This window comes from Gardnerella sp. DNF01198P (assembly GCF_049244165.1).
GTDB lineage: Bacteria > Actinomycetota > Actinomycetes > Actinomycetales > Bifidobacteriaceae > Bifidobacterium > Bifidobacterium swidsinskii.
The window spans coordinates 1,277,213-1,291,936 of record NZ_CP058382.1; the positions used below are offsets into that span (position 1 = coordinate 1,277,213).

The window sequence follows — 14,724 nt, forward strand, 5'->3', positions numbered from 1 at the left end:
CTATGGAATTCGGGCGACCCGGGTCGCAAAGCCCCAATAGCTAAGCGTGAACCGGAACCTTCGTAATTCTAGTCACCACCCTCGACGCGCTTATAATCCGCATAAAAATGGAGCGCATGAAAAATTCAAACGCTCCAAATTTAAATAAATTATTTATTATTGCGACGCTTGCGATGGTGTTTGCCAGTCTTTACAACCGCGAGACCAATTGCTGCGATTGCTGCCGACAAAATACCAGCGGATGCAGAAGAAACCGTATTGCTACCAGTTTTAGCTAATTCCGGCCTTGCTTCAGCAGTTTCTTTTACATCCTTTTCTTGCTTCTTTTCATTCTCAATAGTTACGTCATATGAAGTATAAGAATCAAGAGAAGGAATAGCTTGTTCAGGCGTTGGAGCAGGTTTGCTCTCAGAAATCACATCAATTTCAACAGTAATTTCCGCTTCGCGACCATACTTGTCGGTAGTAGTAAACGTTAGCTCAACTTTCGGCTTGCCGTCAACAATCTTAGGCGTGCCAGAAATCTTGCATTCAGTACCAGCGCAATTTGCGTTAATGCCGTTTACAGAAGTTAAGCCTTGAGCAACTAACTCGTTAATAGTTACTTTCTTGCCGTCTACTGTAACCGTTGTGTTATTAACATCTCCTTCAGTCATGTTTTGCAATCTGAAGTTCGTTAAAACACCCTCGCGAGCAGAACCACTAAACTTAAACTTCATAGGAGCCATCTTCTCGAAGTTTGCAGTAATAATGGTTTCGCTTTCTGGGAATACCATTGCAATATCGGCGTCAGTAATACCAGAGTGCACAAGTAAATTCTTCAAAGCTTCAATAGTTGAGTGTTGTGAATTACGAATTATTTTTGCCGTATATGACTTTCCTAATGTTTCAGCAACAATAGCCAATCTATTACGACTTGCTTCATAACTCATATTCTCGTTATTTATAGCTTCAGCAAGAATATTCTTTATAGCCGCAAATGTAGAATTCTTAGATTTGCGGATTACATTAGCTGTAAACGACATGCCATAGCGTTCAGCAATCTTAGCTAATGTTTCACGCTCAATATCAGTTGATTTGTGGTTATCAGCACTGTTATAGATGGTATCAATATGTTTAGAGTAAGATACTTCATCCCAATTCTTGAATATGTAACCTTTGTTAGCAAGAACGTCTGGAATATAATTCTTTATTTCAGACATTCTATCTTTACGCACCCAGTATGTATGCATTGGTGACTGCATAGTTCCGCCATTGCCAGCTACATACGTTACCTTTGTGTAGTTTTCTAAAATGAACTTTCCTGCTTGACTGCCAGCTGAAGGCAAATCTCGCTCTGCAATCACATTCGGAAGCACTTGAATAGGTACATTTTCATAACGTACTATCTTTGCACCCTTCTTATTTGGATCAGATGTTTCAACCTTCACTCTAACGGTAGTAATTCCAGGCTTCGCAATTCGAACAGAATTTGCACCGGAAGAATAAACTACACCAGCACCGTGCATGCCCGCAATCTCTAGGTTATTAGGATCAACACCAGACACAAGCTCATCAGGAGCAGGAACTTCATCTCCAACACTCTTAACAAACTGAGATACATTCACAGGCATATCAGCAATCTGATTTGCAACATATACGCGAATTTGTCTATTCTTATTTGTGTCAGTTGACGGAACAGGCTTGTTGCCTGCATCATAAACTTCCCACTTGCTAAAGCCCTTAAGCTGTTGCTTTAACTCATTAGTTTTATTATTAACGTCATTTTCATATGTAGTACTATCGGACTTAAAGTAGATAACTTTCGGTTTGTATGAGCCATCATCCCACTTCCTTCCGAAAGCTGGTAAGAACACATACGGCACGTAGTTATCTGGAATTTTCTCATTACTCTTCGCGTCGATGATGTTCATCACCTTTTCATACACTGCTTGGTATGTAGTATTTTCAGAGTACTTTAATTTACGAATCTCATCATTCGATAACAACTTTTCATCATTCGCGTTTTGCACATCAACGCTAGTTGCAGATGCTGGTTCACTTACCATCAAAGTAGTGACAGGAATTTCAGGTTGATTTGCTAATCCTCTTCTTGCACTCGAACGAGCATTAGAATTATCATTATCAACAAAATTCTCAAGCTTCCTCCAGCCTTTGAACACGTAATGGTATCCACCAGCGTCATAATTCTTGCCAACAGCTTGCGGAGCTTTTACGCCCGTAACATCGTCTTTAAGAACGTAGTACAGCTTAGTAGTATCTTTATCAAGGCTGCCCTGATCTTTATGATCAACTTGATTGGCATTTATAAAGTTGACCTTAACATACTTATCCTTATTGAGAACAAGATCACGCTCTGCAGCAACACCAGTAAGAGGATTAGTATCGCCAGGCTGATGTGAAGGCTGAGTACTATCTGGTTTCGGTAGGCTCTTATCGTACATCAACTGATAAAGCACCTTTAAGCGTCCTACAAGTCTATAAGTCTTGTAATCTGCTGCATCCTTATACTTAACTGTAACTTTCAAAGGAACAGTGTACAAAGCAGGCTTCTTAAGCATCTTCTGCTTTAACTTATTTTGTTCAGCTTCAGTTGGCAAATCATATTCGACTTTTATGTCTTCTATGCCATTATTCACAGCAGCATCTGCTTTGAGCTGAGACATATTAGTTATAAAATCGGTTAACTTTGGAAGCGTGTCAGGCTTATCTTGCACAGCGACCAAGTAATCAGTCTGCACTGTTGGCTCTGTCCAAGGGGTTTGATCTGCCACGAACTCTTGGAATGGTTTATCAACTTTCCAATTCGAAACATCATCTATAGGCGTTACTTCTTCTTTGCCATTAATCATGCTGCTTCGATTCCAAGTTCCCTTAGCATTGGTTAGGTTCTCTTGAAGCCTTGTCAACGCACTAGTCTGGTCGCTAGCACTGTAAGGAATTTGCGAAAGATCAGTACCCTTCTTTACGTAGAACACCTTAGGGCCGTCTGTGCCGTCCTTCCACTTTCGTCCTGGAGCAGGCTTGAAGATTGCAACTACAGAATCTTCTGGAACTGTTCCATTGTCGGACGAGCTGGAGAAGTAGTCGATTCGCTTGTAAATAGCGTGGTAAGTTACGCCGTCTTGCAAATTTACTTTCTTGTAGCGGTCGCTTGAATTTATGTCAAACGTCTGCTCTTGTTTTGGATTTTCAGCAGTCGGCTTTACAACATTAGTCGCCCAACCCTTAAACACGTAGTGGTAATGCTGGTTGCTGTCATCATTGCCGAAAGCTTGCGGCACGCGGATTCTAACTTCCTTACCCTTATAAACGTACGCAGTAAGCGTAGTTTTTTCACCAGCAGGATGATTGGCATTATCTCCATCGTGACCAATAATAGTGCCTTCATCATTCTTGCCGGTGAAAGTAATCGGCGCATACTCGTCAATATGCGCTTTGCCGTAGTCAGTAGCTTTAAACTTATCCCACTCGCTTGCGTACACCAAATCCGGCAGCACGCGGTACAGCACTTCAGCTTCAGCAATGTTATTGCCAAGATGCACTTGCACTTTAATCTTGTGTAATCCTGGAGTGTTGTCAAACTTTTCGCCAGGCGCAAAGCTGAACGTAGCACCATCTGGATAATCACTAGCATTCGTTATAAGCTTCTTAGCATCATCACTACTTCCAGTACTAATATTCTTAAGTGGCGTAAGCACTTGCGGAGCTGCGGCAATAGGAGCCTTTAGCTTGAAGTGAGCAGTGTAAATTACCTCAGGATTGTTCTGCTCTTCGGAACGAATCGGCAAGCGATTCACACCATCGGAATACTGAAGCGTATGCGAGCCAACTTCAGACGAACCGACTTTTGAAGTCCAACCAACAAACTCAAATCCAGGCTTTGCTTTCACTGTTGGAAGTGGCATTTGATAAGCTTTTGTGCCCTTAATTGCGTCGTACACAAGAACAGAGCCGTCAGCTACATTGTTGTTCTGCCAGTCAACAACGCTGCCCATAGAGTCTTGACCATCAGCCACTTTGAACACGTAGCGCGTGTAGTGATCTGGGCGAGCTTGCTTATCGTCATTGCGTTTAAGCACGCGAACGTCTTTATATTTGAAGATGAATGTATCTTCTCTAGTCTGCTTACCTTCGCTATCAGTAGTATAAGTAATATTCTGCTGTGTACTTTCCGGCATAAAGCCTTCAATCGGCTTGTAGAATACTACGTCGTACTTTCTGTTTACAGAGCTGACTTCGCTTTCTGGAAGAAGCTCCTTACCGTTTTGATCAATATACTTTACCTTATACTTGCGCGTATTGTACGTTTGGTAAATAAACTCGCCAGTATTCTGCTTCTCATCACTCGAGGCTTCAAAGCTCGTGAACTGCTTATCTGGGAAGTGCGTTTCGTCGCTGTAGACTGCTTCCGCATTGTAGCGCAAATGCTCGCGCAAGCCGGAAACCGTTTGAGTAGAAACGTGATCCACCATCGCGGCTTTTTCTGCGTCTGAAAGACCCTCTGTCTTATAGTCAGCAAACGTTACGCCTGGCTTTAAGAATATGTGCTTAAAAGTACCGTTGTAGCGAGTATCCTTAACCCACACTGCATCAAGCTTTATATCTTCTACTACTTTATTGCCAAAAGCGTACGGCAAAGTCGTGCCGTTCTTTTTAATCTCCCAGCCGTAGAAGTCGTAGCCTTTGCGCGTTGGGGTGCTTATCTTCTTTTCGTCAATAACATGGTAGCGAGGGAACTTCTTTTCCGTAACTACGTCGGAGCCACTTATTTCATTGCCGTTGTCGTCGGTTTTCGGCATATGGTAGTCAAACGTTACAGTGTGCTGAATATCAGTTGGAAGACCCCACGCAGCGTAAAGCTTAATGCCGTTGACTGGCATTGTAATATCTTTGTTTTCGCCATTTATAAACTGAGTACCAGCCTGATCAACAGCCCAGCCTTTAAACACATAGTCTTCTGGCAAATCAGCAGGGCGAACGATGGAGTAAGTCTTGTTATTAAGCGTGAAAGTGTACTTGCCGTCGAACTGCTTAGACGTATTACCGGCATCGTCTTTAGTTACAGAAGCATCATAAGATGTATCGTTTCCGTATAGCTCTTTGTCTTCGCCCGTCAAATCTTTTTTGCCGCGCTTAGTCAAACTATACTCGAACGGCAGGCTCTCTTTAGCAGAGCCATTGCCGTCCTTTATAGCCTTGCCATCCGCATTATAAAACTGCACATCGTACGACTTGCGGTTGTACCTAAATTCAAGTAGTTTGTTAGTTTCAAATTCAGTTGCATCACCAGAATAATCTTCTTGTTCATCTACTGGAACGCCCCTATACTTTCGAAATGCTAAATGATACTTTTTAGCAAAAGCATTCTTCTCATCATCACTTAAATCATCCCAATTCCCATGACCATGAGATTCGTTATACCACTCTTCCCGATTATCTTCAAAGTCGAATGGATCTAACGAATCACCAACATTTTTCTTATCATAACCATCAGCAGGATTAAAACCTGCAATAGATGGAGCTGTATATAAATAACCCGAATTGTCAGTATCATCTTTGCTATATGAATCAGTTGAAAGCTCATAATCATTGTCGCCTATATCATCGCCACCGTTTTTAGCAGACGCAATACTTTGCTTCCTAATAATCACCTGTATAGGCGCACTTTTACTACTGATATCAGCAGTAAGCAGACGCTGATTATCTTTTAGCTCGTATTGCTGTGCACTAGGATTCGAAGGGTCATCACTAATTTTAGGCGCTTGATTATTACCTTGTACACGGAATTTAGGATCAGCAAATTCTTTTATAGTAAAACGATACGGAGGAGTGTCACGATAATTCACTTCACCTGCATATCCAAGCTGCCATCCTAAAGAGCCTATATTTTCTTCATTAAAATCTAATTCATTTATATCAGGCCAAATATCAGTAAGCTTTTGACCGTAACGAACTTTTACGCGGTAGCCCTTATGGTCAATTTTGTTGCCATCGTTATCTTCATTTTCGCTATCATACTTCGTTGAGCAATTGCCACCATCAGCATAGCAATAAATAGTTGTTTTGCCGCTTTCGTCTTTTCTTTTTATAGCAGCATTGTTACCCCTATCTACGCCAGTAGGCTTAGCAAAAATAAGCTCGTAAGTCTTGCGGTCGTAAACTAAGTTAAGAGTGTTGTTTAAGTCGTTCGCGCAAAGCTGCGATTTACTACGTTTGCCTAAATCTGGGTGACCCGGCACAAAATCATGTTGCTCAGTGTTAAGCTTTTTAGTAAGCTCCTTATTCACATGGAAGTAGCGTGTGAATATATCCTTGCCTTTGTTTGAAGCGTCACCAGGATTCGCGGTATCATACCCGTCTAAGCTTGTTACAGGCGTATCGTTCATCCAGTTGAACTTTGAAATTAAGCCGTCTTTGTAACTCTTATCCTTCGTGCCCTGCAACTCTTCTTTCGTTAAGCCAAGCTCTGGGTTTTCTACATAATTATCTTCGTTTTTACCATTAAGCTTACTAGTATCATTAGCAACGCCGGCATCATTCATCTTATTAAGCGCAACGTCACTCTCTGTCTTCACGTTCTTGCGCTCAACAAGACCAACAAAGTCGTAGTTTGCAAGCGAATCCGGATGCTCTTTGTCAACCAAATCCGCTTTTTGCACCCACACGTTCACGCGGTAGCTAGTAGTATTGTTCGCTTCCCAATTAGCGCGGAATTGCACATTGTGATCCGGCATCTTGTAGTCATCAAGAGAAACAATAGTATTCTCAGCATAAAGCGGATCACTCTCTTTGCTAGGATCTACTAAAGACCATCCTTTAAAAGTGTAACCTCGCCTAGTTGGTTTCGTAACTTGTGGCACATCTTGCTGGTAATACACTTTTTGAGCAGTAACATCCGTGCCGCCAGCAGAATCGTAAGTAACTTCATACGCCTTACGGTAGTAGCGAAGGTTCAAAACTAGCTTATCTTTTTCATCTTCAGAATCCGAAAGCGGCGAGCTAATAAGATTATGCTCCGGCTCGTAGCCTGGAATGTACAGAGCTACAGCACTCACATCTGAACCAACAGTGCCAGTAACTTCAGTGACGTGGATACGTTCTTTTTTGCCATCTTTGTAAGTTACTTCAATAGTCTTGCCAACGCCAAGATTTGGAGCATCGTGAAACTCATCCTTATGATCGAGATCCTGCACCAAGTGACGCACATAGTACTTAGCTGTTTTAGGAGCGTAGTTGATATTCAACTCGCCGTAGTACTGAATACCGTCGTCCGAACCTGACTGCGTAGACGATGGATTCTGCGAAGATTGAGCACTGTTGTTGCTTTCAACAGCCTGCCTTTTCTTTACAGCGTAATCAGTAATCAGCTTCTTGCTTAAACGCAAGTAACGCTTAGCATCCGCATCCGTACCGTCGTCAATAACAAACTTGTCTTCGCTGTTTTTAATGTAGTACTGGTAATCACCGGAGTGGTATACGGACGGACGGTATCCAGCAGCCTTTGGAAGCTCAATGTATTCCCACTTGCCATCTTTGCCTAGATTATCGAAGTCTTCTTGATCAATTGTAAGCTCATACGGCTGCACAAGCTGCTTATTCGCAGCACCACCAATCGTATAGCGAATTTTCAAATTGTAAGTGGCTTTTGGCTTTTTGTCGGTTTGTACCTGTTCGTTGGCTTGCTCTGTGTTTTCAGCAGTTGGATGCTGCTCATTCGGCTTAATTACCTGGCTGTTTGGATCAGTTGCTGCGTTATTAGTTGTTGTGCCAGCGTTCGATGTAGAAGCAGGTGAAGGATGCTCATTGTTCGAAGCAGGCGTAGTGCTTTTCTCTTCGCCTGAGACGTTTGCATTTGCACCTTGTGCAGTTGTATTTTCTGTACTTGGGTTCGCTGTAGTTCCAGCACCAGCGTTAGACGCTGTACCTGTTGAAGGTGCAGGAGCAGACGGTGCAGTCGTATTATCTACAGTGTTCGCAGTCGGAGCTGCAGACGCATTATTTGCAGACGGTGCAGTCGAGGTTGCAGGCGCACTTGTTGTAGTAGTTACACTATTCCCGTCGGAAGCACCATCGCCGCTCTCAACAGACCTACGAACACGCCCCTTTGGCGCATTTGCATTACTTAATGCAGGAGCATTTTCTGCGTGAGTGCTTGAAGATTGTGCGCTTGTATTCTGCTCGTTTGCAGGCTTTGCGCTTTCAGTATTTACAGGCTGCGTATTTGCTGGTTGTGCAGGCTGCTTATTTTCACCTGGCTTAACCTCAGCAGGCTTAACGTCACCAGCATTTTCTTCCGGTTGCTTTGCTTCCGGTTGCTTTGTTTCTGCAGGTTGCTTTGCATCTTGTTTTGCAGTTGACGTTGATTCTGGCTTTGCAGTCGGCTTCAAAGTTGGAGTCGACTCTGGCTTTACTGCTGGATGAACTGGCTGCACTGGCGCAGGCGCACTTACTGCATAAGAATGTCCGAAATTAACCTGTTCTGAAGAACTACCTAACTGCGAGTCAATTCCATCACGCTGTTGCACTTCGTGTTGTTGCGATTCGCGCTGCTTTGCTTCACTCTTATTTATTTCACGCTGCTCAATCTCACGCTGTTGTGCTTCACGCAACTTTTGCATTTGTGCATCATGGCGCGCAAGCTCTACAAACTTTTGAATTTGTGCACCCTTATTGAGTACGCCAGCACCCCACCGCTGCATATTCAATTCATCTACATCAGGCTTACCTTTGCCCATTTTTTGCGTCGTATTAGACGCATCGATAATATCTTTTTGAGTAGGCTGAAGCGCGGAAGCCACAACAGATGGAAGCATCATTGCCAAAGTTGAAGCAACAGCAACTCCAGCAACTCCCTTACGCAAAGCACGAGAACGCTTCACTGCATGAGCCTTACGAAGTGTTCTTCTTGGTGCCATATCACCATATAAATCTTTACGCTCTGCCATTATTTCTCCTCACTCCAACCATTTTCAAGTAAATCGCGCATACTTATAAATCTTCATATATATTATATATGAATACAGTATACGGGCATAAAATAAACATTTGTTATAATCTTTTATTCGTTACAAATCAACTACAACTCATATTTACACTTGGCAAATAAAATCACCTAACTAATAATATACTAATCAATACCCCCCCCCAAAAAAAAAATCATCCGAACGACTATGCCGTTAGGAATAAGCTCAGTGAGGGCGCCCATATCATCATGCGTTAGGCGAACTGCTATTCCGTGAGAAATAAGCACTCAAGCAATTCGTCGCATTAAAATATGATACAATATAAAAACGTGTGCTCTAGTGCAACGATTGTTTGAAAAATCAAAAGGGGTCGATCGGTTTCGACGGCGATCTGTTCGCCGCGGGGAAGCGTGCCGAGAATGCGGAAGTCCACTCGTAAACGTCCTTTCGCAAAAGAATAAGTGCTAAATCTAATCGCACTGAGTTCGCTCTCGCTGCCTGAGCTTCGCGCCAGGATTAACCAGTGAGCAGCTGCTCCGTTCACCCACTCACGTCTTCGGAGTGGTGCTGAACGTCATGAGAAGACTTGCTTGAATTGCCGAGCTGCAGGGCAATTCAGGGACTTTGACTGTAGATATGCTCGCCATGAATTGTCTGCTATAACATGGGGGCAGAAAAACTGCCGTGCGGCCAGCAGACTACGCACGTAGAAGACCGAGGGTACGGTCACCGGACCGGGGTTCAATTCCCCGCGACTCCACAAACGCAATAACGCCACTGCTTAAACAGTGGCGTTATTTGTAGTAAACCCCAATGTTTCCAAGATTTAAGTTAAGCTTCGAAAGCATCTCCGAGATGGTGCTGAGTAGCGTGCTCAGTAGCATCAGAACTATTGCAATCAAACTCCCCCGCATCCGCAGCAGCAACAATCGCGAGCGCAGCTTCCGCAAGATCCGGTCGCAACGCGTCCAACCAGTGGATGCGAGCATCCCTACCAAACCAACCCATTTGTTTGCGTGCAAGTCGTCGAGTTTTTTGTGCAATATCCGCAAAAGCCTCATCCTCGCTCCACACGCCATCCAAATAATCCATAATCTGCTGGTAGCCAAGAGCACGAGCTGCAGTCACACCCAATCGCTCTCGAATCGCGCGCACCTCATCCACAAAACCCTGCTCACGCATAATTTGCGTACGTAAATCCACGCGCTTATCTAAATCTTCACGACGCAAATCTAAGCCAATTTGCACGCAATCAATCACATACTTATACTTCGGAAGCGTTGCGGAATAAGGCTTTCCCGTAAGCTCAATCACTTCAAGCGCGCGAATTGTACGTCGCGGATTGCGCGCATCCATATGAGCCGCAGCAACCGGATCCTTTTGTTGCAACTCATCAAACAGCGCACTCGCTCCCTCTTTGCGCTCGCGCTCCTCCAAAGCTGCACGAATAGACTCATCCGTGCCTGGAAATGTAATATCATCCACAGCAGCACGAGCATACAATCCCGATCCTCCAACTAAAATCGGCCTCACACCACGCGATTGCAACTCACTAATACACTGCCTGGCTAAAACTTGAAATCGCGCAACCGTCATCGTTTCTTCAGGATCAATTATGTCAAGCAAATGGTGTGGTACTTCCGCCTGCTCCTGCGCACTCGCCTTAGCCGTGCCAATATCCATGTAACGATACATTTGATACGCGTCTGCGTTGATGATTTCCGCACGAATCCCACGCTCAGCTAATTTTTTCGCAAGCGCAATACCAAGACTAGTTTTGCCTGAAGCCGTAGGACCAACTATTGAAATTACTTTAGGAATATTATCCTGCTTATTTTCAGACAAAATACACTCCTCGTCAAAATACTTTGCTAGATTTTGCTTGCGCTCAATTACCTAAGATATTTATATCACGCTTTGCAAAGAATATTACATTTACATACGCACTCCCAGACGTTTAGCAGTTTTTATAGTATTATTAAAAGACGTGATACTTGATCGTCATAACCGCGTAAACGCAGCAGAACTCTATGCGCGTCTTCATAGCAACGAAGCAGCTAATGAAAGCAGCAACGTTAGCAGCAATGTTGACAATACAAAAAACCAACAAAATTGCTCCCAATGCGGCAAAACTAATTCGCTTATGCTTCCTGAAGACCAAATCGACGAATTTGTAAACATGATGCAAATTTACGAAGGAGCAATGTACGAAATAAGTACGAAGCTCGAGATTCTAGATAGCGAATTTCAGGTGCGGTTCTCTCACGACCCAATTCATCACATGGAGCGTCGTCTTAAATCAGTGCACTCAATTTTTGAGAAACTGCAAAGGCGTCATCTAGATATTTCCACACGCTCTATACGCGATAATCTTTTCGACGTAGCTGGAATTCGCGTAATTTGCAACTACTGCGACGATGTGTATTCTGTAGCGCAATATCTTTCTAAACAAACAGACATTCAAGTATTGCAAGTTAAGGATTATATTAAGAATCCAAAACCTAATGGATACCGCAGTTTGCACGTAATTTATGCAGTTCCTGTGTTCTTGTCTTCTGGAGCACACTACACGCCAGTTGAAGTGCAATTCCGAACTATTGCTATGGATTATTGGGCTAGCTTGGAGCACGCTTTAAGATACAAAGCCGGTTTGCCGGATGCAAAGTTGGCTGAGCACTCTCAAACTTTGCTCGATTGCGCGCATAGCTTGCAAAATATTGAAACACAAATGCAAGGTATTCACCGCGATATTAATGGTGCTCCTCAAGTTGAAGAAGCACCTAATAGTAAGGCATAATATCAATACGAAGCGCAAGCTTATGCCATATTAGGCGTAATCTTATGCAAGACTAAAACCAGCTTATTGTACGAACGTATAAATTATGCTGTATTTTTTTAGCATTTTCCCAGATGCTTTAATTATAATTATGTGAGAACGTTGTCTTGACAGCGTTTTATTTCATAGCTGTTAAGGAGAAATAATGACAAACTTTACTCAAGATTATTACAGAAGCGGTGCTCCTGAAGTTATTGACACTCAGGCAACATATGCTTTTGAAGAAGCAAAAAGAGTTTCAGTAGGACGCACTTATGGCGAAATGACGCTTGGATTGATTGTTACAACTCTTGTGGCACTGTTCACTCAGAGCGGTAATTTCTGGCTTAGATTTATGTTTGCAACCCGCGGATGGGGTTGGATAATGTTGGCAATTGCTCAGGTTGTGATAGCAGTTGTTCTTGGAACACGCTTAATGAAAATGAGTGAGACAACAGTACGAGTTTTGTTCTATGCTTATGCTGCTTTAACAGGATTTACTTTAAGCTCAGTCTTTCAAGTATTTAGCCTTGGATCTGTGGCATTAGTATTTGCTTTAACTGCAGGATTCTTCCTGTGCTTGACAATGCTTGCACTTACTACAAAAAAGGATTTGCTTAAAGCTGGTCCAATTTTAATGGTTGCATTACTTGTATTCGTTGTTGCGCAAATTATTATTTCGTTTATTGGGCAAGATACTGGAACAATGCGTCTTATGGCTGGAATTGGCATCGTTATTTTTGCAGGTTTAACAGCTTACGATGCTCAGCAAACTCGCGCATTACTTGCACAATATGAAAATCAGCCTGAAATGGTTAAGAAAGTATCTATTTTCTGCGCATTCCAACTGTTCTTGGACTTCATTAACATGTTCATCTACTTGCTAGAGTTGCTTGGAGATAATAGAGATTAGCAATACTAAAACTAACATACGTGTGTTAGTTGCTTAGCTATTTAACCCTGCCAGATTAGTATTTGGCAGGGTTTTATTATGCTCTCTGTACTCCAAACGCGAACGCGTTAACAGTGCCGAGCGTTACTAACACCCATCTCTCACACACTTCTCAAATCACCTACCAGAGACAGACACTAACACAGTACGCAATCTGCACCAGTGTCCCAAAACAAGCAAAATGAGACACTAACACAGAACACAAACTGCACCAGTAACGAAAAAACAGTGGCGCTCACGTGGGTAACGCGCTCGCTTACGAAACTCGCGTTGGAAGTCCCCCGGACTTCCAACCTAAGCGAGTTTCCGCTCCGAGTTGCTTTCTCGCGCTAAATCGCAGCGCTCAAGCAGGTCGTCGCGCCAACGTGAGCATCAAATCCCGCGATTGGAGCTCCAAACCCACCAAAACACTCAAAACAAGAGAACACTACCCCACTAATCTGCCCTGCCTTCGTCTTTTTATTGACGAAGGCAGACCTCGCTTGCGTTGAAAGCACACTGTGCTTTCAACCCTGAGCAAGCTCGGCGCTCCGAGTTGCTTTCGCGCGCTAAATCGCAGCGCTCAAGCAGGTCGTCACGCTGATAAAACAAGCACATACAACAAAAGACCCCACGAGAGTTTCCTCGCGGGGTCTTTATTAAGCCTTAGCTAATATTTTTCAGTTAGAAAAATACTAGGCAAGAATCTTGGTCACACGACCGGAACCAACGGTACGGCCACCTTCACGAACTGCGAAGGTCAAGCCCTCTTCCATTGCGATTGCCTGGATCAACTCAACAGTGAAGGTTGCGTGATCGCCTGGCTGAACCATCTCAACGCCGTCTGGCAAGGTGATAACGCCGGTGACGTCGGTGGTGCGGAAGTAGAACTGTGGACGGTAGTTGGAGAAGAACGGCGAGTGACGGCCACCTTCGTCCTTGGTCAAGACGTAAACTTCGCCTTCGAACTTGGTGTGTGGGGTCACAGAACCTGGAGCAGCCACAACCTGACCACGCTCAACATCAGTACGGTTGATACCACGGAGAAGAAGACCAGTGTTATCGCCAGCCTCGGCCTCATCCATCTGCTTGTGGAAGGTTTCGATGGAGGTAACGGTGGTGGTCTGAGTTGGACGCAAACCAACGATCTCAACTGGGGTGTTGATTGGGAGCTTACCACGCTCAACACGACCGGTGACAACGGTACCACGACCGGAGATGGTGAACACATCTTCGATTGGCATCAAGAATGGCTTGTCAAGATCGTGAGTTGGGGTTGGGATGTACTCGTCAACAGCCTTCATGAGCTCCTTGACGGTCTCTACCCACTTCTCATGATCTGGAGCGTCATCGTGCAAAGCACCGTAAGCAGAGGTGCGGATGACTGGGCAGTCGCGATCGAAGCCGTTTTCTTCGAGGAGGTCACGAACCTCTTCTTCGACGAGGTCGATAAGTTCTGGATCATCAACCATATCGCACTTGTTCAAAGCAACGAGGATCTTCGGGACACCGACCTGCTTAGCGAGCAAAACGTGCTCACGGGTCTGAGCCATAGGACCATCGGTAGCAGCAACCACGAGGATTGCGCCATCCATCTGAGCAGCACCGGTGATCATGTTCTTCACGTAATCAGCGTGGCCTGGAGCGTCCACGTGAGCGTAGTGACGCTCAGCGGTCTGATACTCGATGTGTGCGATGTTAATGGTAATGCCGCGTTCCTTCTCTTCTGGAGCGGCATCAATCTGATCGAAGTCATACTGAGGGTTCAGATCTGGATACTCGCCATGCAGCACCTTAGAAATAGCCGCGGTCAAGGTAGTCTTACCGTGATCAACGTGACCAATGGTACCAATGTTAACATGCGGCTTAGTACGCTCGTACTTTTCCTTTGCCATGTGTTTGTCCTCCTGGACGTCTCGTAGTTTGCCTCACACATTTGTGAGAGGTCTTTCGCTACATATTACTGGGTTTCTGGGTTAGGTGCCACTTCGGTGCCAGAACCCAGTCAACGT

Annotated in this window: 5 protein-coding genes and 1 other RNA gene; 3 read left to right on the top strand and 3 right to left on the bottom strand. The window is 44.2% G+C overall.

Features of this window, described 5'->3' with window-relative positions; all coding sequences use genetic code 11:
* Positions 1–149: 149 nt before the first annotated feature.
* The gene (locus HXT44_RS05585) at positions 150–8,948 is read right to left on the bottom strand and encodes an InlB B-repeat-containing protein (protein ID WP_421782769.1); all 8,799 of its coding nucleotides are present in this window, start codon (positions 8,946–8,948) and stop codon (positions 150–152) included.
* Between the two features lie 384 nt (positions 8,949–9,332).
* On the opposite strand from HXT44_RS05585, the gene ssrA reads away from it, so the two are divergent.
* Positions 9,333–9,729: a transfer-messenger RNA gene (ssrA, locus tag HXT44_RS05590) on the top strand.
* A gap of 68 nt (positions 9,730–9,797) precedes the next feature.
* Here the strand turns inward: ssrA and miaA are convergent.
* On the bottom strand, positions 9,798–10,811 hold the full coding sequence (miaA, locus tag HXT44_RS05595; RefSeq protein ID WP_064621564.1) for a tRNA (adenosine(37)-N6)-dimethylallyltransferase MiaA: 1,014 nt from the start codon (positions 10,809–10,811) through the stop codon (positions 9,798–9,800).
* A 142-nt stretch (positions 10,812–10,953) separates the two neighbouring features.
* Here miaA and HXT44_RS05600 point away from each other — a divergent pair, with 142 nt between their 5' ends.
* Positions 10,954–11,763: a GTP pyrophosphokinase gene (locus HXT44_RS05600; RefSeq protein WP_004108491.1), complete on the top strand. Its 810-nt coding sequence runs from the start codon at positions 10,954–10,956 to the stop codon at positions 11,761–11,763.
* Between the two features lie 184 nt (positions 11,764–11,947).
* Positions 11,948–12,694 carry a Bax inhibitor-1/YccA family protein gene (locus HXT44_RS05605; protein ID WP_004108493.1) on the top strand — a complete coding sequence of 249 codons (747 nt, stop codon included), beginning with the start codon at positions 11,948–11,950 and terminating at the stop codon, positions 12,692–12,694.
* 713 nt (positions 12,695–13,407) lie between these two features.
* On the opposite strand, the gene tuf is transcribed toward HXT44_RS05605, so the two are convergent.
* Positions 13,408–14,607 (bottom strand): elongation factor Tu, encoded by a 1,200-nt coding sequence (gene tuf, locus HXT44_RS05610; protein WP_004118785.1) that lies wholly within the window; start codon positions 14,605–14,607, stop codon positions 13,408–13,410.
* Between the last annotated feature and the right edge of the window lie 117 nt (positions 14,608–14,724).

Bases quoted from the DNA above. Each gene is read 5' to 3' on its own strand.
- HXT44_RS05605 (WP_004108493.1), top strand. From the start codon at position 11,948: ATGACAAACTTTACTCAAGATTATTACAGAAGCGGTGCTCCTGAAGTT.
- tuf (WP_004118785.1), bottom strand. From the start codon at position 14,607: ATGGCAAAGGAAAAGTACGAGCGTACTAAGCCGCATGTTAACATTGGT.
- HXT44_RS05585 (WP_421782769.1), bottom strand. From the start codon at position 8,948: ATGGCAGAGCGTAAAGATTTATATGGTGATATGGCACCAAGAAGAACA.